The organism is Flavobacterium sp. GSB-24 (assembly GCF_027924665.1).
In the GTDB taxonomy this organism is placed as follows: Bacteria; Bacteroidota; Bacteroidia; order Flavobacteriales; family Flavobacteriaceae; genus Flavobacterium.
Map to the genome: position 1 here is coordinate 1567923 of NZ_AP027043.1, position 23111 is coordinate 1591033.

A 23111-nucleotide genomic window follows, 5' to 3' on the forward strand; every position below is an offset into this window, starting at 1 on the left:
TTTCCTATTTTATTTTATAAATGGTGTACTATTTTTTTGAGTTTGCAAATATAGGAATTAAAAAAATAATTAATCAAGCTAATTCGTTAAATTTTAATTACATAAACATTTACTTTTGTAATCTAAGTATTTTGCAATGGATTTTTCTAACATATTGATAAAATGGTATTTACAAAACAAGCGTGATTTACCATGGCGAAAAACGGTCGATCCGTACCAAATTTGGCTCTCAGAAATTATGCTTCAGCAGACGCGAGTTGCTCAAGGAATGCCTTATTTTTTTGCTTTTACCAAGGAATTTCCTACTGTAAAAGATTTGGCAGATGCCTCAGAAGAAAAAGTTTTAAAGCTTTGGCAGGGTTTAGGGTATTATTCTAGGGCTCGTAATCTTCATAAAACTGCTCAATATGTATCTAATGATTTAAAAGGAGTTTTTCCGGATTCTTATAAAGAGCTTTTAAAACTTAAAGGTGTTGGTGAATATACAGCGGCGGCAATTGCATCTTTTTCTTATAATGAATCGGTTCCTGTAGTAGACGGAAATGTGTTTCGTGTTTTGTCGCGATATTTTGATATTGAAACCGATATTGCCAATCCTGCAGCTAAAAAAGAATTTGCAGCTCTGGCCCAAGAATTAATGTCTAAAGATAATCCAGCGATATTCAATCAGGCGATTATGGAATTTGGTGCACTTCAATGTGTGCCGAAAAGTCCAAATTGCTCGATTTGTGTTTTTAATGATAGCTGTCTGGCTTTGCAAAAGGGAAAGGTAAACCAGCTTCCTGTAAAATCTAAAAAAGTAAAAGTGTCAAATCGCTATTTTAATTATTTGATATTGGAAGATGCTATAGGAAATACACTTATTCAAAAAAGAACTGATAAGGGCATTTGGCATAATTTATACGAGTTTCCACTCTTAGAGACTGAGTCGATAGTAGATTTTGATGTAGTTTCAAAAATCGCAAAAGAAGAAATGTTTCCCTCTTATACTATTATAGGTATAGAGGATTGTGCTACATCGACAATAATACATAAACTTTCGCATCAGCATCTGCATATACAGTTTTGGAAAATTAAAGTAAAAGAGAAAATAGAAAATGGAGTTGATCCAGAAAAATTAAAAACTTTTCCTTTCCCTATTGTGATTTATAATTTTATAGAAAAGCAAGAAATAATTTGCTAAAAAAATGTATCTTTGGTAGAAATACCACCAAAAACTATGAACGGAACATTAAATAAAGTGATGCTCATTGGCCATTTAGGCGATGATGTGAAGATGCATTATTTTGATGGCGGAAATTGCATCGGACGTTTTCAGCTGGCTACCAATGAAGTTTATATCAATAAAACAACTAACGAAAAGATCACTTCTACGGAGTGGCATAACTTGGTTGTACGCAATAAAGCCGCAGAAATTTGCGAAAAATATCTTTCTAAAGGAGATAAAATATATGTTGAAGGAAGGATAAAATCTCGCCAATGGCAGGCAGAAGACGGAACTACCAAATACACCACAGAGATTCAAGTAACGGAATTTACTTTTCTGACTACCAAAAAAGAAACTGCACATACGAAACAAAATCAAGATGCAGAATCAACAAAAAATACTAACTTTGATGCTGCTAATGAAGGGCTTCCGATTAACGATCTGCCTTTCTAAAGGATGTTTAACTAATTTTTTGCAATTTGGACCCGGAGCCCAGTTTATTTTTTACAACAAATCTAGACGCTAATTTAATTATTGGTTTCGTCGGAATATTTATTTTGTTGTTTCTTTCAGCAATAGTTTCAGGTGCTGAAGTAGCTCTCTTTTCTCTATCACAGCAAGAAATCGATGATACCCTAAACGATAATCAGGCAAAAGGTAAAATCATCTCAAACCTATTAGATAAACCTAAAAAACTGCTGGCTACATTACTGGTCGCCAATAACTTTTTCAATATAGGTGTTGTTATCTTATTTGCATATATAGGACAGAATATCTTTTCTACAATAAGTTCACCTGCTTTTAAATTTACGCTTGAAGTAGTTTTAGTTACCTTTTTTATCTTATTATTTGGCGAAGTACTTCCTAAAGTTTATGCGAGCAGAAACAGTGTGCGTTTTGCTAAACGAGTGGCATATCCGCTGGCTTTTTTAGATAAGATACTATCTCCTATAAGTTTGCCAATGCGTGCTCTTACTATATATTTGCAGAATAAATTGGGAAAACAAAAGAATAGTTTTTCGATTAATCAGCTTTCGCAGGCTTTGGAACTGACAGATTCTGAAGGAACTTCAACCGAAGAACAAAAAATTTTAGAAGGAATTGTTTCTTTCGGAAATACTGATACAAAACAGGTAATGAGTCCGAGAATTGATATTTTTGCATTAGAAATATCAGAATCTTTTGCGTCTATTTATCCTAAAATAATTGAAAAAGGATTTTCGAGAATTCCAATTTATCGTGATAATATTGATCAAATTGAAGGAGTACTTTTCGTAAAAGATTTACTGCCTCATATTGATAAAGAAGAATTTGACTGGAATTCGTTAATTCGAGAAGCATTTTTTGTTCCAGAGAATAAAAAGCTTGATAATCTTTTAAAAGATTTTCAGAGTTTGAAAAGTCATTTAGCAATTGTGGTCGACGAATATGGAGGAACTTCAGGATTAGTTTCTCTAGAAGATGTAATCGAGGAAATAGTTGGAGATATCAGCGACGAGTTTGATGATGAAAATCTGAACTTCTCACAGATTGATGAAAATAACTTTCTTTTTGAAGGAAAAATAAATCTGAAAGATTTCTATAGAATTGTAAATGTTGACGAAGATGTTTTTGAATCTCATAAAGGAGAAGCAGAGACATTGGCTGGATTTATCTTAGAGATCTTAGGTAATTTTCCGAAAAAAGATCAAAAAGTACCTTTTGAAAACTGTATTTTCACAATAGAAACAGTTGATAAAAAGCGTGTAAAACAAATAAAAGTAACAATAAATTAAAATGCCTAATAGAATACTTTCAATAACTGCAATTTTGCTTGCGCTAACGGTTTTAAGCTGTAAAAATGACGTTTTGCCTAAACCAGCTAGTTTTTTGCGATTAGATTATCCAGAAGCAAAATATGTGAATTTTGAGAACAACTGCCCGTTTGCTTTTCAAATGAATGAAGACGCCGTTATAAAAGGTGAAAAAGATTGCGGTTTTGCGATTACTTATCCAAAAATGAAAGCGACTATCTATTTGACATATAAGCCTGTAAATGGCAATATTGATAAGTTATTACGTGACGCCCAAAAACTGACATACGAACACGTAATTAAAGCAGACGATATTTTAGAACAACCTTATATAAATCCGCAAAAGAAGGTTTACGGAATGTTTTATCAAGTTGATGGAAATGCAGCGACTAATTCGCAATTTTACGTTACAGACAGCACGAAACACTTTTTAATAGGTTCGGTTTATTTTTACGCAAAACCAAATTTTGATTCGATTATGCCTGCTGCGAGTTATGTTAAAAACGACATGCAGCGTTTGATGGAAACATTGAAGTGGAAATAACAAAAAAGGAATCCAATTTTGGATTCCTTTTTTATTCCTCTCTATAACTAATTTAATATTCCGTAGGAATATCTCATCGGTAGAAAAAAAATAATTTCGTTTTACATTGTGTCCAGTAAGGACAATTGTTTTTGCGGAAATAACATTTATAAATGAACGCTCAAACGGTTCCTACGGAACGTTTAATTGTAATTCCAACTTTATTCTACCAACCAAACATTCCAATGGAATGAATATTTCTTAGAATTTAAGACTTAAAATTCGAAACTTTATATGTTTTTCCGTCTCCAGTATCTTGAACAACTTTAGTTAATGATTCAGGATTTTGAATGGTTTTATCAAAACTTACTGTTGCTGTTTTTTTATCGAAATCTACAGAAGCTTTATCAACTCCATCCAGATTTGCTAATTCTTCTTCTATTGTTTTAGCGCATCCTACAGCGCAAGTCATTCCTTCTATTGTAAAACTTGCTGTTTGTAAATTTTCAGGAGCAATTGCTTTATGTTCTTTTGGAGCGTTTTTTTCTGCGTTTACAACTTGAAGACTTTTATCTTCTTCTTTTTTACAACTAACAAATGCTAAACCGGCAATTGTTGCGGCGATTAAAATTCTTGAAATTTTCATTATATATAAATTTAAATTGCGATTTCTTTCTTGCAAAATTAATAAAAAGACAAAGGTTAGTTCGCAAAATTATTACAAATTTGCAGTAAAATGCGATTTATGGATACAAAGCAGTTAAAGTGGATATATTTATTGATTCTTTCTCTTATTTGGGGAAGCTCCTTTATTTTAATAAAAAGAGGACTAGTTGGTTTGACTGCGATTCAAGTCGGATCATTCCGAATTATTTTTGCTGCTTTATTTTTACTGATTATAGGTTTTAACAGTCTGAAAAAAATCTCTCGCCGTCAATGGAAATTTGTTGCAGTAACTTCGCTTTTCGGAACTTTTATGCCGGCTTATCTTTTTGCTATTGCAGAAACTCAAGTCGATAGTTCAATAGTTGCTATTTTAAATTCGCTTACTCCTTTAAATACTTTAGTTTTAGGAATAATTGCTTTCGGAATTCAGTTTCAGAAAAGGCAAGTTTTAGGAGTCTTTGTTGGGCTTGTAGGATGTTTGCTTTTGGTTTTAACTGGAGATTCTGCGCAGTCAGGCCAGAATTATGTGTGTGTTTTATTGGTGGTTATTGCAACTTTGAGTTATGCAATCAATGTGAATTTGATTAAAAAATATTTACACGATTTGAATTCCATAAGCATTACAACTGGGAATTTTGCGGTTCTGTTTCTGCCAGCATTAATTATTTTAAGCACAACTGATATCAGCCAAAAAATACATTTGGCAGAGACCCAGCACTCGATATTTTTTATAATGATTCTGGGTGTTTTAGGAACTGGAATTGCGAATATCCTTTTCTTTAAATTGATTCAAATGTCATCGCCGGTTTTTGCAACATCGGTAACTTATTTAATTCCGATAGTCGCTTTTTTCTGGGGATTATTAGATAACGAAATGCTGACTCCGATTCAGTTTTTCGGAGCATTTATTATTTTAATTGGCGTTTATTTATCGGCTAAAAAGTGATTTTTTGAATTATGAATTATGAGTTATGAGTGAAAAGTTATTTGTAAAATGTATTGAAGTTTAGTCTGTCACTCTGAGCGAAGTCGAAGAGCGTAAATGGCTTCAACTCCGCTCAGCTTGACAAACGTGATGAATAAAAAAAAGCTTTGTCAAAGTTTCTAACTTTGACAAAGCCCTTAAAAAATCTTATAACCTAAGTGACTTAGTAGCTCAAAACCTTTGTTCCTTTGAGCCTTTATAGCTTTGAACCTCTACTACAAAAAATCTGCTTCAGAAACTCCTTCGTTAATTTTGATATCAGACATTTTAATGTCTAATTCAAAACCAACATTTTGGACTAAATTATAAGGAACTTTAACTCCTTTTACTTCTCTGTAATCGTTAAAATTAGTGATTTGCGCTGCTGATTTACCGCCTTGTTCACGAATTTTAGATTCTGCCGTTTTTAAACCTGATTTAACATCATAGTAATAAGTTGTTTGCCCGTCTTTAATTACATAAGCATCACTTCCGTTGATTGGTTCAATTCCTTCTACTTTTAAATCAGTTCTTTTTACGAGCTGTAATTCTTCAAAAGGAGCTGCATTAGCTTTCATGTCGGCTAAATCTTTGCCTTCCAGATTTTTTCTTTGTCCTTGTTGTTCAACATAAGCGCCTTTTTCGTTTACAACTTGTTTCATTAAATTAATGGTTCCCATTGAAAGCGAAACCATCATTTTTCCTTTTGAATCTAATTTTGAAATAAAAGTCAATGGAGTAGGAGCTTGCGGAATAGTCGTAGAACCATTCATAAAAAGTGTTTTTACAGAAGTAACAGCTTTTTCTCCTCCAATTGCTTTAATGTAATTTTCAAAAACTGTTTTTGCTGTTATGTCTTTTGGAGCTTCTTTTTTTACAGAAGGTTTTTCGATTGGAGTTCCAAATCTATCATAATAGAAAATCGGAATTTGTAATTTTTCTAAACTCGAAATTACATCAGATCCTTTTCCAACAATTACAATACGCATATTGTCTAATAAGAAATATTTGTTTGCAACGCGATAAATATCGTCAGCTGTAACGTTATTGATTGTTTGGATATATTTTTCATAGAAATCAGCTGGAAGTTTTTCTGTTTCAATGTTTAAAGCATAACGGGCAACAGCCTGCGGTTTTTCAACCTGCATTACAAATCTTCCTATATATCCCGCTTTTACATTTCTTAATACTTCTGGATCAACTCTTTCAGAACGTATTCTTTTTATTTCTTTAATAAATTGAACAACAGCGCTGTCTGTAACGGTGTTTCTAACTGCAGACGATGCTTTGAATTTAGTCACATATTTTCCGCTTCCAATACTTGAGTTTGCTCCGTACGTCCAAGCGTGCTGCTCGCGTAAATTCATGTTCAAATAACTGTTGAAATCACCTCCTAAAATTTGATTTGCAATAACAGCAGGGAAAAAATCTGGATCGCTCATTCTTAAATTAAGAGTGTTAACTAGTGAGATTTCAGATTGAACAGCATTTGGAACATCTACAAAATCAATTTGTAGTTTTGAAGGATTTACAGGATCAGGGTAATTGTTTTTTGGAGCGTTTTGTTTTTTCCATCCGCTAAACAATTTTTCTACCGCTGCTTTTGTTTCTTTGAATTTGACATCTCCAATAACAACTAAATAAGCATTTTCTGGAACAAAATATGTACTGTAGTTGTTCTGAACATCTGCAAGAGTTACATTTTTTACAGTTTCTTCAGAAAGATATTCTCCTGTCGGATGATTTTTTCCAAAGGCTAAAACATCAACAACTCGGTTAGAAATTGCAGGGACACTTTTTTCGTCAGCTTTAAGACCTTCAAGTAGTTTTGCTTTTTCTTTATCAAATTCTGCCTGAGTAAAATTGGGTTGTAATGCACCTTCGGCCAAAAGCTCTAAAACGCGTCCAGAATATTTTGATAATGAGCTTGCATAAGCACCTTGCGAAGTAAAGTTTATACTTGCTCCGTAAAAGTCAATTTCTTCATTAAAAGCTTCTTTTGTTGTTTTTTTAGTCCCGTTTCCGATTAAACTGCTTGTTAATTCATCAACTCCTTTTTTATTACCTTCAGTAAATGGCGCATTATCTAGAGTAAGCGTAAAACTTACCCGAGGTAATTTATGGTTTTCAACTATCAAAACTTTCATGCCATTTGCTAAAACAAAGGTTTGCGGTTTTTTGATATTGACTACTGGCGCATTGCCTGGTTTGGGTTGTGGACGATCTTGTGCTTGCATAATTCCAGTTAGGAATAAAAGGATTAAAAAAGTATATATTTTTTTCATGATTCGATATTCTTAGTTTTGAGATTTAGGGGTAGGAATATAATCTAGAATTAAGCGTTGATTTGGATTTAAATATTTCTTGGCAACCTCTCTAATTTCTTCTCTCGTAATAGAATGGTAAATGTCGATTTCAGTATTAATTAAATTCACATCGCCATAAAGCAAATAATAAGAAGCAAGATTTTCTGCAATTCCTTCTACGCTAGAATTTGCATTTACATAGTTATTATCGAATTTGTTTTGTAATTTTTCATAATCTTTTTCAGAAATAAGATCGGTTTGAATTTTTACAATTTCCTCGTCCATTTCTTTTAAGATATCTGCAGTTGTATTTGGAGCCATTGGTAAACCGTACAAAATATACATTCCATAATCTTCCTGACTAAATCCTACAGCGCCAATCTGTAAAGCCATCTTTTTGTCATCAACAATCTTCTTGTACAATTTAGAGCTTTTTCCGTCACTTAGATAAGAAGAAATTAAGTCTAAAACTCGAGCATCTCTAGTTTTCATCGAAGGCGTTCTGTAAGAAGCAACAATCATCGGAATCTGAATGTTCGGGTCTTCATAAGTAGCTTTAATTGGCTGTGTAATTGGGTCTTCGATATAAGTTTGCTTTTTAACTTCTTCTCCTCTTGGAATTGGTCCAAAATATTTCTGAATCCATTCTTTTGTTTTTGTTTTATCAAAATCTCCAGCAACAACCAAAACGGCATTATTTGGTGTGTAGAATTTTTTATTAAAAGCCTGAAATTCTTCTAGAGTTGCGGCGTCTAGATCTTGCATAGATCCAATAGTTGTCCATTTGTAAGGATGTTTTTTGAACATGTTCTTTTTAACCTCAGGCAGAATGTTCCCATACGGCTGATTGTCGTAACGCATTCTTTTTTCTTCTTTTACAACTTCGTTCTGAGTTTCAACACCAATCTTATTAATAATAGGATGCATTAATCTTTCAGATTCCATCCATAAACCAAGTTCTAAACTGTTAGAAGGAAAAACTTCATAATAATACGTTCTGTCATCAGATGTGTTGGCATTATTAACGCCGCCATTTGCGGTAACAATTTTCATCCATTCACCGCGTTTAATATTTTGAGTTCCTTCAAATAATAAATGCTCAAAAAAGTGTGCAAATCCCGTTCTGTCCGGACGTTCATCTTTTGACCCCACATGATACATTACCGATGTGATAACAACTGGAGCAGAAGGATCGTTGTGTAAAATAACATGCAGCCCATTATCTAGATTGTATTCTTCAAAAGCTACTTTTTGAGCATGAGCCACTCCGCCGAGCATTAATGCAGCACTTAACATCATTATTGATTTTTTCATAAAGATTAATAATTTTATATATCAAACAAGAGTAGGTAGACCAGAGTTGATTTTAGTTACATCAAAAATAGTTTTTTTTAATTATCAATTAAAGATTTGTTTTTAATTTACGGCTATTTTAACAATCTTTTACTTTAAATAAAATCTATTTTTTGATTTAAAGTGCTTGAAATACAGCGCTTTTTGGGTTGAAAATATTTTTGCTTTTAGAGATTGCACAATAAATTATTAATTGTATATTTGCAACCTTAAAAATCAATAAATCAATTTGGTATGTATGCAATCGTAGAGATAGCAGGGCAACAATTTAAAGTAAGCAAAGACTTAAAGGTTTATGTTCACCGTTTGTCTAACGAAGAAGGTTCAAGTGTTTCATTTGACAAAGTTCTTTTATTAGACGATAACGGAAGCGTAACTTTAGGCGCCCCAGCTATAGAAGGTGCTTCAGTAGAAGCTAAAGTGTTACAACACTTAAAAGGTGATAAAGTTATCGTTTTCAAAAAGAAAAGAAGAAAAGGATACAAAAAGAGAAATGGTCACAGACAATATCTTACACAAATTGTAATTGAAGGTATTACTGCAGCGGGTGGAACTAAAAAAGCAGCAGCTAAAAAAGCAGTTGTAGCAGAAGATGCACCAGCAACTGAAGTTGAAGCAGCTCCAAAAGCAAAAAAAGCAGCAGCTCCAAAAGCAAAAAAAGAAGCTACTAAAGAATAATAACAATATTTAAACTCATACGTCATGGCTCACAAGAAAGGTGTCGGTAGTTCGAAGAATGGTAGAGAATCAGAATCAAAACGTCTAGGCGTTAAGATTTATGGTGGTCAAGCTGCTATTGCTGGAAACATCATCGTTAGACAAAGAGGTTCAAAACACAATCCAGGTGAAAACGTTTACATTAGTAAAGATCACACTCTTCACGCAAGAGTTGCTGGAGTTGTTAAGTTCCAAAAGAAAAGAGATAACAAATCTTATGTATCTATTATTCCTTTCGAGGCATAATAATCAAAGATTACTTTTTACAAAACCCGTTCAGAAATGAACGGGTTTTTTGTTTTTAATATTTGTTGCCGTGAACTCGACAAAGATTGGTCATTGCGAGGAACGAAGCAATCTCATGTGCAAAATCAATTAGTATGGGTGTGTTTGCTTCGTTCCCCAATGCAGCGAAAAAAAACCTTCGTCAATGTTTTAAACTTTGACAAAGGCTATAGGGTATTTTTTTAAATTGGAATTTGGAATTTTTAAATTGGAATTTATTATTCAGTATCCTTAGTTTCTTCCAGGTCTTCAGTTTTTCTTCCCACTTTTACTTTAGGATTATCTTGCGTTCCTGTTACAGTAAGCGGAATTCCAAATATGCCAAAAGGAGGTAGTCCTAAACGCATTTTTAAATTCATTTTTCCGTCTAAACTTGTTGTTCCTTCAATTCTTGGTCGGAAGCCGGCAAACTTAAATTTAAAACGTTCTACGGTTATGATATTGTTTTTAACGGTAGTTTTAATGTCAACTTTTGAAACATCTGGATTCTTCATAGACTCCGAGTTTGTTTGTTTGCTTACCGCATTAAACATTTTTAATCCTCTCACTTTTACATCTTTTACAGAAAGTGTTCCGCCGCCAACAAGTGAAGGATAAACGGGATCCATATTTCCATTTAGACGGCCTTTTAGCTGATAATCTAAAGAAACAATTCCCTGCGCTTTTTCTGCAGCGCTGGCCATTTTTCTAAAAACTTCTATTTCATTGTATGCTCTTTTAATATCAAAATCAGCAGCTTTAATTGAATAATCAAAATTTGCTTTTTGAGGCGTTACCGCTTGATAATTGGCATTCATTGAAACATTACATCCAATTAAGTTGAAACCAGTATTCTGCATGGTTAATTTACCATTTTTCATGCTTAAATTTCCAGTTGCATTCTGTAGATTTAGCTTGTCAAAATTTACCTTTTCGGCACTTGCGAATAATTGTAAGTTTAGATTTGTTGGAATAATGATCACGCCAGTCTGTTTATTTGCTGCTGGTTTTGTTTCTGTTTTAGGTGCAGGATTTTGCGCTACAGAAGTATTTGGATCTGTAGCAGACATAAATTCATCAACATTGATGTATCGTGCTGTAACTTTAAAAGAACCTCTTAAGATGCCTGTATTTGTTGTGGCGTAATTGAAAACGTTCTGAAGATACCCATTCATTTTAAAATCAGACTGTCCGTAAGCAGCTAAGAAATTATTAAATGACATTTTATCTTGATTGATTTTGAAAATGCCTTCTTTGATAATAAATTTCTTTGGAAGATATTCCGAAGCAATTCCGATATTTCTTAATTCAAGAGTTCCTTTATTGTGTAATTTGCTGTAATTTCCTTTTTCAGCGTCGCTTTGTTTTCCTTTTAAAACCAAGTCGGCTTTTACAAAACCATCTAGGTCAAGTCCTTTCTGTGAGAAGACTTTATAGATGCGATTTACGTCTAATTCGCCTTTTGCTTTTACATCATAAGTCAAATCATCAAAATTACTTAAGTCAGCCTGAACGAAAACAGGTTTGCCTTCAAACGTAAATTGAACTGGTTTTAGATTCACTTTTAAATCTTGAAAAGTACCTTTTTGATTTTCAATTTTAGAGTTAATCGTAATATTGGTAATTGGATTTGGATAATATGGCGTTTTTAAATATCCATTTTTCAAATCTATTTTACCGTTTGTAATCGGAAAGCGTTTGTTTTTTTGATCAAAGACCCCGTTAACTTTTGCATCGCTTACTAAAGCTCCTTTTAGTTGAATGTTAGGAATTCCAAGCGCTCTGGTTAATTTTTCTAAATCGATTTTAGCATTAAATTGCCCGTTAATATCTGGTGTGTTCACGCCTTTAACCAAAAACTTTGATTTTAAATAATCTTGATTGATGTTTAAAGAAAGGTTTTTAGCATCAACAATTACTAAATCGGGATTGAGAGACGGAACTTTTGTTTTAATGTCCAAATTTAAGTTTGAAACAGGAAAGGCACTTTTGTTGTAATTCACAAATCCATCATTTATTTTTACGTCTAAATTAAGATCTGGTGCAATGTTTTGTGAGGTTATGTATTTACCTTTCAAAGTAAAAAGAAGATTTGCTTTTCCTTTTATTTCAGTCTGCGAAAGCCATGTTATGTATTTTGGAGGAAAGGCTGTGAATACGTCATATAAATTACTGTTGTCCGATTTAATGACAAAATCCATATTATAACCATCTTTCAAAATGTCAAATTTTCCTTTAAGATCGACCAAAAGCTGGTTGATTTTAAGGTTGTTTTGCTGGAAAAAGAAAGAAAGAGAGTTGATGTTTATTTTGGTAATTAAATCGGCATCAATTTTTTTATTCATTAAATAAGGTTCGTCTTCATAAACGATATTTAATTTTTCAATTTTAGCTTTTGAGTATAAATCGAAAACAGCTTTGTTTAAGTCTCCTTTTCCTAAATAATTAAATCCAAGAGCATCAAAATGTACTTTTGTAGATTTATCGTCGTAAATAATTTTACTGTTTAAAATCTCAATTCGTTCCAGTTTTAAAGCAGCTTCAGAACTGTCTTTTGGTTGAGTAGATTGTTTTTGTGACTTATAAACGTTGTAATTCGCTTCTCCGTTTGGGTTCACTTTTACATTGATGAAAGAATCTGATAAGTAAATCTGGTCGATTTTTACAGATTTGCTAAAAATCAAACTGGCAACATTTATTCCAAAAGAAACCTCTTTTGCAGTAATGAATTTTTCGTTTTTGTATGGTGCTGATCCATTAAGACTTAAATCGTCTAAAGTTAATGTTAGTGATGGGAAATGACGAAAAAATGAAACCGAAACATCAGAATAATTAAGTTCTGCGCTCAATCTTTCGTTAGCCGTTTTTTTGATCTGTTCTTTAATCTGATCCTCAAAGACGATAGGCGTTAAAAATAATAATCCTAAAATAACGACGAAAGTTATTCCGAAATACTTCGCAATTTTAAATACGATTGATCTGGATTTACTTTTTTGCATAGCGAATTTATGGTATTTAGATATAAAAAAATGGGGTCAAAAAAAGAGCGTGATTTATCCGTGTACAGTTTCTTTTTTACCATAATTGGTAATAATAGAACCTTCGTATTCAATCCATTCTTTCCATCGTTTATCGATGTCGATATTGTCTTGATATTTTCTGGCAAAACCTAGAAAAGTAGTGTAATGTCCGGCTTCAGAAATCATTAAGTCGCGATAGAATTTAGCTAATTCTTCATCTTTAATATTTTCAGAAAGCACTTTAAAACGCTCACAGCTTCTAGCTTCAATCATTGCAGAAAACAACAATCGATCGCAAAGAGCATCTCTTCTGCTGCCGTCTTTTTTCATGAATTTAAAAAGTTCATTCACATAATGGTCTTTCCTTTCACGTCCCAAAGTAAGTCCGCGTTTCTTTATCACATCATGAACCATTTGTAAATGTTCTAGTTCTTCTCTGGCAATTACTAGCATTTCGGTTACTAATTCCTCTAATTCAGAGTTATAGGTAACAATGCTGATTGCGTTTGAGGCTGCTTTTTGTTCGCACCAAGCATGATCTGTTAAAATTTCTTCGATGTTTGACTCGACGATATTTACCCAGCGAGGGTCTGTAGCTAATTTTAATCCCAACATAATTTCCCAGCATTTAGTTCCGTGCAAAATTAGTGTTTTTTATCACTAATAATCACTAAATATCGTGCTATTGCGCTGAAAAAAGCATTATTTTGTAAGTTGAAATAAATTACAATGAATCAGTTAAAAAAACTTTTAATTATTGGGTTTGTGTGGCCTGAGCCAAATTCTTCTGCGGCAGGCGGGAGAATGATGCAGTTGATTTCAATTTTCGTAGCAAACGGATTTGAAATAACATTTGCCAGCGCAGCGCAGGACAGTGATTTTATGGTTGATTTATCCGAGCTTGGAGTAATTAAAAAGAGCATAGAACTTAATTCAGCTACTTTTGATTCGTTTTTGTTGGAACTAAATCCCGATGTTGTGTTGTTTGATCGATTTATGATTGAAGAACAATTTGGATGGAGAGTAATCGAAAACTGCCCAAAGGCCATCAGGGTTTTAGATACCGAAGATTTACATTGTTTGAGAGCAGCAAGACAAAAAGCATTTAAGGAAAAACGAACTTTTGAAATGACTGATTTATTTTCTGAAGAAGTTGCTAAACGTGAAATTGCTAGTATTTTACGGTCTGATTTATCTTTAATTATTTCTGAATTCGAAATGAAAATTCTTAAAGAAAATTTTAGAATTAGTTCTGACTTGCTTTTTTATCTTCCTTTTTTAGTGAATAAAATAACTGAAGATGATTTATTGCAATTGCCTGTATTTGATGATCGTCAGCATTATGTTTTTATAGGGAATTTTCTTCACGAGCCGAATTGGAATACCGTGCAATATTTAAAAGAAGCGATTTGGCCTTCTATAAAAAAAGATTTTCCAGAAGCTGTTTTGGAAGTTTATGGCGCTTATCCCTCACAAAAAGTGCTGCAATTACATCAGCCTAAAAATGGTTTTTTTATAATGGGAAGGGCAGCAGATGCTGATGAAGTGGTGAAAAAGGCGAGGGTTGTATTGGCTCCAATTCGTTTTGGAGCAGGTTTGAAAGGGAAGTTGTTAGAGGCAATGCAATGCGGAACGCCAAGTGTAACAACAACAATTGGTTCTGAAGCTATGCATGGTAATCTACCATGGAATGGTTTTGTTGAAGATGATCCGCAGGAATTTGCAAAAAAAGCAATTGCACTTTATAAAGATGAAAATCTATGGAAAGAGTCTCAGAAAAATGCTGTTGCGATTATTAATGAATGTTATCAAAAAAATAATTATTCAGACGAATTAACTAATCTGGTTAATAAATTATTAATCGATTCCACAAATCATCGGCTTCATAATTTTATGGGCAGTTTACTACAGCATCACGCGTATAAGAGCACCATGTATATGTCAAAATGGATTGAAGCCAAAAATAAAAATTAAGCCTCCATTTTTCCAAACCCTACAGTTTCACGATAAATCTGAGGCGAAACATCGGCATTGGTTTTAAAGAAACGGCTGAAATAATGTTCGTCATCATAACCTAGTTCGTAAGCTATTTCTTTTACGGTTTTATTGGTTAAGTACAATTCTCGTTTAGCTTCAATAATTATTCTTTCCGAAATTAAGTCCGTTAGTGTTTTATTGAAGTAATTCTTAGAGAGTTTTGCTAATGCTTTTGGTGAAATATTTAGCAGATCTGCATAATTTCCAGCCGAATGTTTGGTTTTGAAATTAAGTTCAATGGCATCTATCAGATTTTGAAGAATAGCAGGTTCTTTTGAATCTGGAACCGATTTCAGCTCTTCTAATTGCTCTGTTTTTAGTCTTGAAGCTGTAATTAAAAATATCTTTAAATACGAAATTAGCAGTTCATATTGTGCCAGTTCAGCATTTTGAATTTCAGCTTTCATTTGCTCAATAACCATTTTGAAAGTTAGCATCGCTTGTTCTGTAACACGAACATAAGGTGGCTGATAAATGTTATTGAATAAAACGCCGTTACATGAAACTTCTTTTTGATGCATGTGAATGCAGTAAAAATCTGGGTGAAAATGAATCGCAATTCCTTCAATTGGTTCGTTTACGCAAAGCATAAAAGGCTGATATGGTGAAAAGGCTATAAGAGAGTTTTCTTCAAATTGATGTTCTGCAAAATCAGCTTTTACTTTGCCTTTTCCTTTGGTTACCCAAATTAAAGAGTAGTAGTTGTTTCGTTGCAAATGGTCGAAATGGCTGTTGTCATCAAAAGAAAGAATTTTAAATGCTAAATTGCCATTTTGCGGATTTATCAAAGTTGAAACATTTGAAGAACTCATATGTAATAGTATTTTTGAAAATATAAAGATAGTTATGAAATAAATTCACAACTATCCTTATAAATTGTTTTTTGTTATAGTGTGCTGGTGTTTTAATTATACTGCTGGAAAATCAATTTCAGTATTAGCAACGTTATTGAAATAGTTTGTTAAAACATTTAAAGCGACATGAGCAATAGTTTCAGCGATTTCTGCGTCAGAAACTTCTGCATTTTTAGCTTTATTGACATCTTCATCGTTTACTAAACCATTTTTACTGATTAAAGTTTTAGCTAATTGTAAAATTGCTTCTGTTTTAGCGTCTGTTGAATTTCCTGTTCTTGCCGCTTTTAAAACCGCTGGATCTGCCTTAACTAATTTTTCTCCAATAAAGGTATGAGCTGCTAAACAATAATCGCAAGAATTGCTTTCTGAAACTGCTAATGCAATTAATTCGCCGGTTTTTGCGCTTAGTTTTCCGTGGCTCAATGCACCGCTCAAATTCAAATATCCTTCAAGAACTGCTGGTGAATTTCCCATTGTTCTCATCATGTTCGGAACTACACCTAATTTTGCTTGTACAGCGTTGAATAAATCTTTAGTTTTTCCTGTTACTTCTTCTGGGTTTAATGCTGTTAATCGTGTCATTTTATTTAAATTTTAAATGTTATTATTTGTTGTTGTCTTTTGACATTACAAAGGTGCGACGATTACAGATTTTGGAACATGGAGAATCTACGCTATGTGATGGACAATTTTCCCTGACAATTATTTTAAACGAAAAAATCATAATCTTGTCATTTCGACGGAGGAGAAATGACAAATAGTGCATATAAAAAAAGAGGCTGTCCGTAAAGTGACAGCCTCTTTTAAAATGATAGTTTAAAAAATTTATTTCAAAACACCTTCAACAGCTTGAATTGTAGTAGCATGATATCCAGCTTTTGCTTTTTCAAAAATCTGCTTAGCCCAAATTTTTCCTTCTGGGGTTTTAACCATTTCTTTATAAAGCATCATGACAGATCCAGTTCTGCTTATGCCAATTAAAAATTGTTCAATTGCAGGATATGCTGGTTTGTATTGGTGAATTAATGCCTGAACAAACCATTGGCGTTTGATAATGAAATTGCCTCCTTTTGTAAAGTTGAATTCATTGTCAATTGCTTCCATTTCTTTTACTGTAATATCTGCTGGAAGATGATCTATAAAATGCTGTTTTTCTGCAGTTGTTGTTATTTTTTTGCTTAATCCCTTTACGCCGGTTTCTCTCCAGCTTTTTTGAATTTTATCAATTGCGTCAAAATCGGCAGAACTTACGGGAGTAATGTTTGATGGAATTCCAGGTTTGTAAATCCAGTCTTCCAGTTTGATTTTGTCGGCTAAAGTTTTGTCTCCTTTTATCAGGTTTTCATTTAGATATTTTACAAAATCTTCTGTTGTAATTGATTTAAACGCATGTGCGTCAAAATAATTTTTAATGAAAACATCAAATTTTTCGCGTCCAACAGCATTTTCTATAACTCTTAAAAAAGCATAACCTTTTACATAAGGAATCATACTGATTCCGTCATCTGGATTTCTTCCTGTTAAAGATACTTTTAATCTTGTGTCAGGACTTGTTTCTCCATATTCTGCTACATTGTCAACTAGTTCCTTACGGGTGATGACATTTTGCATTTCAAATTCTTTCTTCCCAAAAATAGCTTCTCCTATTCGGTGTTCTACATAAGTTGTAAAACCTTCGTTTAACCAAATATCATCCCAAGTTGCGTTTGTAACTAAATTTCCGCTCCAGCTGTGGCCTAATTCGTGTGCTAATAAACTAGTTAACGAACGATCTCCTGCAATAACTCCTGGAGTTAAAAAGGTTAGGTTTGGATTTTCCATTCCGCCATAAGGAAAACTTGGAGGTAAAACCAAAACATCATAACGTCCCCAGCGATAAGGTCCATATAGCTTTTCGGCAGCGACAACCATTTTTCCTAGTTCAGCAAATTCCCAAGCCGATTTTTTTAGCATTGAAGGCTCTGCATAAACTCCAGTTCTGTTGTCTATAGATTGAAATTCAATATCTCCCACGGCAATCGCCATTAAATAAGACGGAATTGCTTTGTCTTGCTTGAAAGTATATACCCCTGTATCATTTTTCTTCTGCGGATTTACTGCGCTCATTACGGCTAATAAATCTTTAGGAACCGTAACTTTTGCATTGTAAGTAAAACGAATTCCCGGAGAATCCTGACATGGAATCCATGTTCTTGACCAAACGCTTTCTCCTTGCGAAAATAAAAATGGTTTCTTTTTGTCTGCAGTTTGTTCAGGCTTCAGCCATTGTAAAGCAACAGCGTCTTTTGTTGTGCTGTAATAGATGTTTACTTTGGTAGTATTGGGTTCAATTGTAATATGAAGCGGTTTTCCGTGAAATTCAGTATTCTTTCCAAGTTCAAATTTGGTTTCTTTTTCTTCGTCGCCTAGTGTTACTTTTGTGATATTTAAAGTGTTTTCGTCGAAAATAATTTCGTTCCCTTTGCTGATATTATCAATTAGCCAAGAAGCTTTTCCTGAAATAGTCTGTGTGTCAAAGTCGACTTTAATATCTAGATCAAGATGTTTTACAACAGCAAGTTCTGGTTTAGAGTAGCTGTGTTCGTCTGTAACAGCGGCTGGTTTTTCCGTTTGGTCTTTTTTCTGGCAGGCAATTACTGTCAGAAATAAAGCTGCAAGGATTAGTTTTTTCATTTTATGAAGTATTGAATTTGAGGATGAAAATTAAACAAAAAATCCCGTTTTGAATAAACAAAACGGGATTTTATTAAATATAACCTTCGACTTAGCTCGGGCTGACATGTGTATATTATGCCAACATTGTAACTGGGCTTTCGATGTATTGTTTTAATGTTTGTAAGAATTGAGCGCCAGTTGCACCGTCAATTGTTCTGTGGTCACATGCTAATGATAACATCATTGTGTTTCCAACTACGATTTGACCGTTTTTAACTACTGGTTTCTCAACAATTGCACCTACAGAAAGGATTGCAGAGTTTGGCTGGTTGATAATTGAATTGAATTCAGTAATACCAAACATTCCAAGGTTAGATACTGTAAAAGTACTTCCTTCCATTTCTTGTGGTCCTAATTTTTTGTTTTTAGCTCTTCCTGCAAGATCTCTTACAGAAGCACCAATTTGAGATAAACTCATAGCATCTGTAAATTTCAATACAGGAACTACTAATCCGTCTTCAACAGCTACAGCAACACCAATATTTACGTGGTGGTTGATGATGATAGCATCTTCTTTCCACTGAGAGTTGATTTTTGGGTGTTTTTTCAATGCTAAAGCACAAGCTTTAATTACCATATCGTTGAAAGATACTTTTGTATCTGGAACAGTGTTGATAGTTGCTCTTGCACCCATAGCTTCGTCCATACTTACTTCGATCACTAAGTTGTAGTGAGGTGCAGTAAATAAAGATTCTGCCAAACGTTTAGCAATAATTTTACGCATTTGAGAGTTTTTGATCTCTTCTGTGTAAACTTCTCCAGCAGGAACAAATACTTTTGGTGCAGCAGGAGCAGAAGCTTCTTGTTTTGCATCAGCAGGTTTTGCAGCAGGTTGTCCTTGAGCAGATGGAGTAAAGTTTTCGATATCGCTTTTTACGATACGTCCGTTTTCTCCAGATCCTTTAACTTGTGATAATTGAATTCCTTTGTCAGAAGCGATTTTCTTAGCTAAAGGTGAAGCTAAAATTCTTCCTCCATTTGATGAAGTATCAGCAGTTGCTTCTGTTTCTTTTTCAGCAGCAGGAGCAGCTTTTGTTTCTTCTGCAGCAGGTGCACTTGCAGTTGAAGCGCCTCCAGCAGTATAATTTTCAGCAATTCCAGAAATGTCAGTTCCTGCAGGTCCGATGATAGCTAATAAGCTGTCAACAGGAGCAGTGTTTCCTTCTTGAATTCCGATGTATAATAATGTTCCAGCATTGAATGACTCAAACTCCATTGTAGCTTTGTCTGTTTCAATTTCTGCTAAAATATCTCCTTCAGCCACAGTATCGCCAACTTTTTTCAACCAAGTTGCTACTGTACCTTCTGTCATTGTATCACTCAAACGTGGCATAGTTACAACTACAACACCTTTTGGTAATTCATTAGCTGCTTTTGCAGGAGCAGCAGTTTCAGTTTTTGCTTCTGCAGTAGGAGCTTCTTCTTTAGCTTCCGCTTTTGGCGCTTCAGCAGGAGCGTCACCACCAGCTAAAAGAGCAGAAATATCTTCTCCTTCTTTACCAATGATTGCAAGTAATGAATCAACTGGAGCAGTTTCTCCAGCTTGAATTCCGATATGTAAAAGAGTTCCTTCGTTAAAAGATTCGAACTCCATTGTTGCTTTGTCTGTTTCAATTTCAGCAAGGATATCTCCTTCGCTGATTTTGTCGCCTACTTTTTTTAACCAAGTCGCTACCGTTCCTTCCGTCATAGTATCGCTCAAACGAGGCATTGTTACTTTAATAGCCATAATTAATTATAGTTTATGAGGTGTAAATGGATAGTCTTCTTGTGCGTATACTACATCGTATAATTGTTGTAAGTCTGGATATGGAGATTCTTCAGCGAATTTCGCACACTCTTCAACTAAGTCTTTAACTCTTTGGTCAATTACTTCAATTTCTTCGTCAGTAGCATATTTTTGATCCTTAATTACATCAAGAACTTGAGTAATTGGGTCGATTTTTTTGTATTCTTCAACCTCTTCTTTCGAACGGTACAATTGTGCATCAGACATAGAGTGTCCTCTGTAACGGTATGTTTTCATTTCAAGGAAAGTTGGTCCATCGCCGCGACGCGCTCTTTCGATAGCTTCATGCATAGCTTCAGCAACTTTTACTGGATTCATTCCATCAACCGGTCCGCAAGGCATTTCATAACCTAAACCTAGTTTCCAGATGTCAGTGTGGTTTGCAGTTCTTTCTACAGAAGTTCCCATTGCATATCCGTTGTTTTCAACAATAAATACAACTGGAAGTTTCCATAACATAGCCATGTTGAAAGCTTCGTGTAAAGAACCTTGTCTTGCAGCTCCATCACCAAAGTAAGTCATGGTAACACCACCAGTGTTGAAATATTTATCAGCAAAAGCTAAACCTGCTCCTACTGGAATTTGTCCACCAACGATTCCGTGACCACCATAAAAACGGTGTTCTTTAGAGAAAATGTGCATAGAACCTCCCATACCTTTAGAAGTTCCTGTTACTTTTCCTAAAAGTTCTGCCATTACATTTCTAGGATCAACTCCCATACCAATTGGCTGAACGTGGTTTCTGTAAGCAGTAATCATTTTATCTTTGGTCAAATCCATAGCGTGCAATGCACCAGCTAATACAGCTTCTTGACCATTATATAGGTGTAGAAAACCTCTAACTTTTTGTTGAATGTATAATGCTGCAAGTTTGTCTTCAAACTTTCTCCAAAGCAGCATGTCCTCATACCACTTTAAATATACCTCTTTTGTAACTTCTTTCATCTGAATTCTTTCTTTTGCTAAAGTTGTTTGTGTTATCGATTATTGTGCCTGTAACGCAAAATAGTTTCCTCCCACAAATTTGCGCCCGAAAGGTCGGGATGCAAAAATAAGACATTACATTTAAGAACTAAAATTAAATAGCTACTTTTTGGCTTTTTTTTACAAGAACTTTTTGTCGAACATTAAAGGGAGTAAATTTTTTAGTGATGAAGATTTATAAACTTCGCCAATTTCGCCCATAAAATAGATTTCAATTGGTGTGTCCTGTTTTATTTCGTATTCAGCAATTGATTGTCGGCATGAGCCGCAAGGTGGAATAGGGGCAGTGGTCTGGTTTGTATCTGAAGCTGCTGTAATAGCCATTTTTGTTATTTTGGCTTCAGGATAAATGCTTCCTGCATGAAAAATTGCAACTCTTTCTGCGCAAAGTCCAGAGGGATAAGCGGCGTTTTCTTGGTTGGAACCTAAAACAATTTTGCCGTTGTCTAAAAGTAAAGCGGCTCCAACTCTAAAGTTTGAATAGGGCGCGTAAGCCTTCTTTCTAATTTCGACTGCTTGATTCATTAAATACTGAATTTCTTCTGGAAGTTCTTTTAAACTATCAAATATTGTAAATGAAGTTGTTATATTGATTTCTTTCATCTGTTTTTAAGGGAAAAAAAATCCAAATTCCTAAAATGCCGGAATTTGGATTGAGTTATTTTTATTTTAATGCAGCTCTTTAATAAGTTTCGTATTTGTCACCAAAGTTAAACGTTAAAGAGAAACGGAGTGTGTTTTCTAATGGATTTTTTATTTTCGAAGCCGAGAACAGATAAGATACATCAATTTTCATAATGTTGTATTTAAATCCTGCTCCTAAAGAGAAAAATTGTTTAGCTCCTTTTTCTGGACTTTCGTGATAGTATCCTAAACGCATTGCAAATGAATCTTGGTACATATATTCTGCAGCTACGCTATAGGTAACTTCTTTTACTTCTTCTTTAAATCCGCCTGGAGCATCACCAAATGATTTGAATACTCCTTGAAACCATCCAATATCATTATAGTCTCTATATCCAGCATCTGTAGCTTCTTGTTGTGTGATGTCTTCTGGATCATCAAAATCTCCATCTCCATTTGCGTCTACGGCAGTTCCTATGCCTGGAGGAGTCGGAACTAAAAGTTTGGTAAGTTCGGCGCTTAAAGTAAGTTTGTTGTAGTCATCAAAAATAAAATCAAATCCTCCACCTAATCTTAAATTAGCTGGCAGAAAGTTTGAACTTACATCATCATTGTCATAACTTATTTTTGGACCTAGATTCTGAAAGTTAATTCCGGCTCTCCATCTTCCGTTGAAATCCTGGTAAGCAATTTCTTCTGATTGATAAAAAGCGGCTACATCAACAGCAAAAGAACTGGCAGATGTTGCATCAACTTCTTCTGAAGCGACTTTTAGGTTAGAGTTTATGAAACGTCCTGCAACTGCCATCGAGAATTTTTCACTTAATTTTAGTGAATAAGATCCGTCTAAGGCAAATTCGTTTGGATTTACTTCTCGTACAGCTTCGTTAGGATCTCCAGTGTATCTTAGTTCAATTCCTCCAAAACCAAAATAACGAAAACTTGCAGCAAAAGCACTTTTTTCGTTGATTTTGTTGTAGTAAGTCAACTGACCTAATGAAATGTCGTTGGCAAGATCCGTCAAATACGGTGTGTAACTAATAGAAAGACCCTGAGCATCTTCTGCAAATGCGTATTTAGCGGGATTCCATTGTTGTGAGAAAACGTCGGACGAAGTAGCGACACCTTGGTCGGCTAAACCGGCTGCTCTAGCATCTGCGGCTACTAATAGAAAAGGTACTCCAGTTACTATAGGTCTTGATTCCTGGGCCTTTGAACTGCAGAAAATAAAAAAACAAATTAATAAAAGTGATATTTTTTTCATTTATGGGACTAATGTTTTGGTGATGCAA

Annotated in this window: 20 protein-coding genes; 8 read left to right on the plus strand and 12 right to left on the minus strand. The window is 34.1% G+C overall.

What is annotated here, in order from left to right; all coding sequences use genetic code 11:
* Nucleotides 1–136: 136 nt before the first annotated feature.
* The 4 genes from mutY to gldD are packed head-to-tail and all read left to right on the plus strand — an operon-like array spanning nt 137 to nt 3544.
* Complete coding sequence (gene mutY / locus QMG60_RS07025) at nt 137–1183, plus strand: A/G-specific adenine glycosylase (RefSeq protein WP_281867312.1); 1047 nt, start codon at nt 137–139, stop codon at nt 1181–1183.
* A 36-nt stretch (nt 1184–1219) separates the two neighbouring features.
* A complete protein-coding gene (gene ssb, locus QMG60_RS07030) occupies nt 1220–1660 on the plus strand; it encodes a single-stranded DNA-binding protein (protein ID WP_057117681.1) in 441 nt (146 codons plus the stop codon).
* A 26-nt stretch (nt 1661–1686) separates the two neighbouring features.
* Nucleotides 1687–2982, plus strand: coding sequence for a gliding motility-associated protein GldE (locus QMG60_RS07035; RefSeq protein ID WP_281867313.1), 1296 nt, complete (start codon nt 1687–1689; stop codon nt 2980–2982).
* Nucleotide 2983: 1 nt separating this feature from the next.
* Nucleotides 2984–3544 carry a gliding motility lipoprotein GldD gene (gene gldD / locus QMG60_RS07040; RefSeq protein WP_281867314.1) on the plus strand — a complete coding sequence of 187 codons (561 nt, stop codon included), beginning with the start codon at nt 2984–2986 and terminating at the stop codon, nt 3542–3544.
* A gap of 247 nt (nt 3545–3791) precedes the next feature.
* On the opposite strand, the gene QMG60_RS07045 is transcribed toward gldD, so the two are convergent.
* Nucleotides 3792–4169, minus strand: a complete 378-nt coding sequence (locus QMG60_RS07045; RefSeq protein ID WP_281867315.1) for a heavy metal-associated domain-containing protein — start codon at nt 4167–4169, stop codon at nt 3792–3794.
* 99 nt (nt 4170–4268) lie between these two features.
* Between QMG60_RS07045 and QMG60_RS07050 the strand changes: the two genes are divergently transcribed.
* The gene (locus tag QMG60_RS07050; RefSeq protein WP_134139251.1) at nt 4269–5135 is read left to right on the plus strand and encodes a DMT family transporter; all 867 of its coding nucleotides are present in this window, start codon (nt 4269–4271) and stop codon (nt 5133–5135) included.
* A gap of 254 nt (nt 5136–5389) precedes the next feature.
* On the opposite strand, the gene QMG60_RS07055 is transcribed toward QMG60_RS07050, so the two are convergent.
* Nucleotides 5390–7438 (minus strand): pitrilysin family protein, encoded by a 2049-nt coding sequence (locus QMG60_RS07055; protein ID WP_281867316.1) that lies wholly within the window; start codon nt 7436–7438, stop codon nt 5390–5392.
* Nucleotides 7439–7450: 12 nt separating this feature from the next.
* The gene (locus QMG60_RS07060) at nt 7451–8773 is read right to left on the minus strand and encodes a pitrilysin family protein (protein ID WP_281867317.1); all 1323 of its coding nucleotides are present in this window, start codon (nt 8771–8773) and stop codon (nt 7451–7453) included.
* 273 nt (nt 8774–9046) lie between these two features.
* Here QMG60_RS07060 and rplU point away from each other — a divergent pair, with 273 nt between their 5' ends.
* The gene (gene rplU / locus QMG60_RS07065) at nt 9047–9490 is read left to right on the plus strand and encodes a 50S ribosomal protein L21 (RefSeq protein ID WP_281867318.1); all 444 of its coding nucleotides are present in this window, start codon (nt 9047–9049) and stop codon (nt 9488–9490) included.
* 24 nt (nt 9491–9514) lie between these two features.
* Nucleotides 9515–9775, plus strand: coding sequence for a 50S ribosomal protein L27 (rpmA, locus tag QMG60_RS07070; protein WP_012023622.1), 261 nt, complete (start codon nt 9515–9517; stop codon nt 9773–9775).
* 257 nt (nt 9776–10032) lie between these two features.
* Here rpmA and QMG60_RS07075 read toward each other — a convergent pair whose 3' ends face one another.
* Both QMG60_RS07075 and QMG60_RS07080 read right to left on the minus strand, forming a co-directional pair.
* The gene (locus tag QMG60_RS07075) at nt 10033–12792 is read right to left on the minus strand and encodes an AsmA-like C-terminal region-containing protein (protein WP_281867319.1); all 2760 of its coding nucleotides are present in this window, start codon (nt 12790–12792) and stop codon (nt 10033–10035) included.
* 54 nt (nt 12793–12846) lie between these two features.
* Entirely contained in the window at nt 12847–13428 is a 582-nt protein-coding gene (locus tag QMG60_RS07080) for a tRNA-(ms[2]io[6]A)-hydroxylase (protein ID WP_057117541.1), read from the minus strand.
* 114 nt (nt 13429–13542) lie between these two features.
* On the opposite strand from QMG60_RS07080, the gene QMG60_RS07085 reads away from it, so the two are divergent.
* Complete coding sequence (locus tag QMG60_RS07085; protein ID WP_281867320.1) at nt 13543–14787, plus strand: glycosyltransferase; 1245 nt, start codon at nt 13543–13545, stop codon at nt 14785–14787.
* Here QMG60_RS07085 and QMG60_RS07090 read toward each other — a convergent pair.
* From QMG60_RS07090 to porV, 7 genes are all read right to left on the minus strand, one after another.
* The gene (locus tag QMG60_RS07090; RefSeq protein WP_281867321.1) at nt 14784–15662 is read right to left on the minus strand and encodes a helix-turn-helix domain-containing protein; all 879 of its coding nucleotides are present in this window, start codon (nt 15660–15662) and stop codon (nt 14784–14786) included. The two genes, QMG60_RS07085 and QMG60_RS07090, sit on opposite strands and share 4 nt — an antisense overlap.
* A gap of 96 nt (nt 15663–15758) precedes the next feature.
* On the minus strand, nt 15759–16289 hold the full coding sequence (locus QMG60_RS07095; RefSeq protein WP_057117538.1) for a carboxymuconolactone decarboxylase family protein: 531 nt from the start codon (nt 16287–16289) through the stop codon (nt 15759–15761).
* A gap of 243 nt (nt 16290–16532) precedes the next feature.
* The gene (locus QMG60_RS07100; RefSeq protein WP_281867322.1) at nt 16533–18380 is read right to left on the minus strand and encodes a hydrolase/aminopeptidase; all 1848 of its coding nucleotides are present in this window, start codon (nt 18378–18380) and stop codon (nt 16533–16535) included.
* A 115-nt stretch (nt 18381–18495) separates the two neighbouring features.
* On the minus strand, nt 18496–20151 hold the full coding sequence (locus tag QMG60_RS07105; protein ID WP_281867323.1) for a pyruvate dehydrogenase complex dihydrolipoamide acetyltransferase: 1656 nt from the start codon (nt 20149–20151) through the stop codon (nt 18496–18498).
* Nucleotides 20152–20157: 6 nt separating this feature from the next.
* Nucleotides 20158–21156, minus strand: coding sequence for a pyruvate dehydrogenase (acetyl-transferring) E1 component subunit alpha (pdhA, locus tag QMG60_RS07110; RefSeq protein WP_057117535.1), 999 nt, complete (start codon nt 21154–21156; stop codon nt 20158–20160).
* Nucleotides 21157–21315: 159 nt separating this feature from the next.
* Nucleotides 21316–21798 (minus strand): cytidine deaminase, encoded by a 483-nt coding sequence (cdd, locus tag QMG60_RS07115; RefSeq protein WP_281867324.1) that lies wholly within the window; start codon nt 21796–21798, stop codon nt 21316–21318.
* Between the two features lie 79 nt (nt 21799–21877).
* Nucleotides 21878–23083 carry a type IX secretion system outer membrane channel protein PorV gene (porV, locus tag QMG60_RS07120; RefSeq protein WP_057117533.1) on the minus strand — a complete coding sequence of 402 codons (1206 nt, stop codon included), beginning with the start codon at nt 23081–23083 and terminating at the stop codon, nt 21878–21880.
* Between the last annotated feature and the right edge of the window lie 28 nt (nt 23084–23111).

Coding starts and splice junctions, on each gene's coding strand:
- mutY (WP_281867312.1), top strand. CDS start 137: ATGGATTTTTCTAACATATTGATAAAATGGTATTTACAAAACAAGCGT.
- ssb (WP_057117681.1), top strand. CDS start 1,220: ATGAACGGAACATTAAATAAAGTGATGCTCATTGGCCATTTAGGCGAT.
- gldD (WP_281867314.1), top strand. CDS start 2,984: ATGCCTAATAGAATACTTTCAATAACTGCAATTTTGCTTGCGCTAACG.
- QMG60_RS07045 (WP_281867315.1), bottom strand. CDS start 4,169: ATGAAAATTTCAAGAATTTTAATCGCCGCAACAATTGCCGGTTTAGCA.
- QMG60_RS07050 (WP_134139251.1), top strand. CDS start 4,269: ATGGATACAAAGCAGTTAAAGTGGATATATTTATTGATTCTTTCTCTT.
- QMG60_RS07055 (WP_281867316.1), bottom strand. CDS start 7,438: ATGAAAAAAATATATACTTTTTTAATCCTTTTATTCCTAACTGGAATT.
- QMG60_RS07060 (WP_281867317.1), bottom strand. CDS start 8,773: ATGAAAAAATCAATAATGATGTTAAGTGCTGCATTAATGCTCGGCGGA.
- rplU (WP_281867318.1), top strand. CDS start 9,047: ATGTATGCAATCGTAGAGATAGCAGGGCAACAATTTAAAGTAAGCAAA.
- rpmA (WP_012023622.1), top strand. CDS start 9,515: ATGGCTCACAAGAAAGGTGTCGGTAGTTCGAAGAATGGTAGAGAATCA.
- QMG60_RS07075 (WP_281867319.1), bottom strand. CDS start 12,792: ATGCAAAAAAGTAAATCCAGATCAATCGTATTTAAAATTGCGAAGTAT.
- QMG60_RS07080 (WP_057117541.1), bottom strand. CDS start 13,428: ATGTTGGGATTAAAATTAGCTACAGACCCTCGCTGGGTAAATATCGTC.
- QMG60_RS07085 (WP_281867320.1), top strand. CDS start 13,543: ATGAATCAGTTAAAAAAACTTTTAATTATTGGGTTTGTGTGGCCTGAG.
- QMG60_RS07090 (WP_281867321.1), bottom strand. CDS start 15,662: ATGAGTTCTTCAAATGTTTCAACTTTGATAAATCCGCAAAATGGCAAT.
- QMG60_RS07095 (WP_057117538.1), bottom strand. CDS start 16,289: ATGACACGATTAACAGCATTAAACCCAGAAGAAGTAACAGGAAAAACT.
- QMG60_RS07100 (WP_281867322.1), bottom strand. CDS start 18,380: ATGAAAAAACTAATCCTTGCAGCTTTATTTCTGACAGTAATTGCCTGC.
- QMG60_RS07105 (WP_281867323.1), bottom strand. CDS start 20,151: ATGGCTATTAAAGTAACAATGCCTCGTTTGAGCGATACTATGACGGAA.
- pdhA (WP_057117535.1), bottom strand. CDS start 21,156: ATGAAAGAAGTTACAAAAGAGGTATATTTAAAGTGGTATGAGGACATG.
- cdd (WP_281867324.1), bottom strand. CDS start 21,798: ATGAAAGAAATCAATATAACAACTTCATTTACAATATTTGATAGTTTA.
- porV (WP_057117533.1), bottom strand. CDS start 23,083: ATGAAAAAAATATCACTTTTATTAATTTGTTTTTTTATTTTCTGCAGT.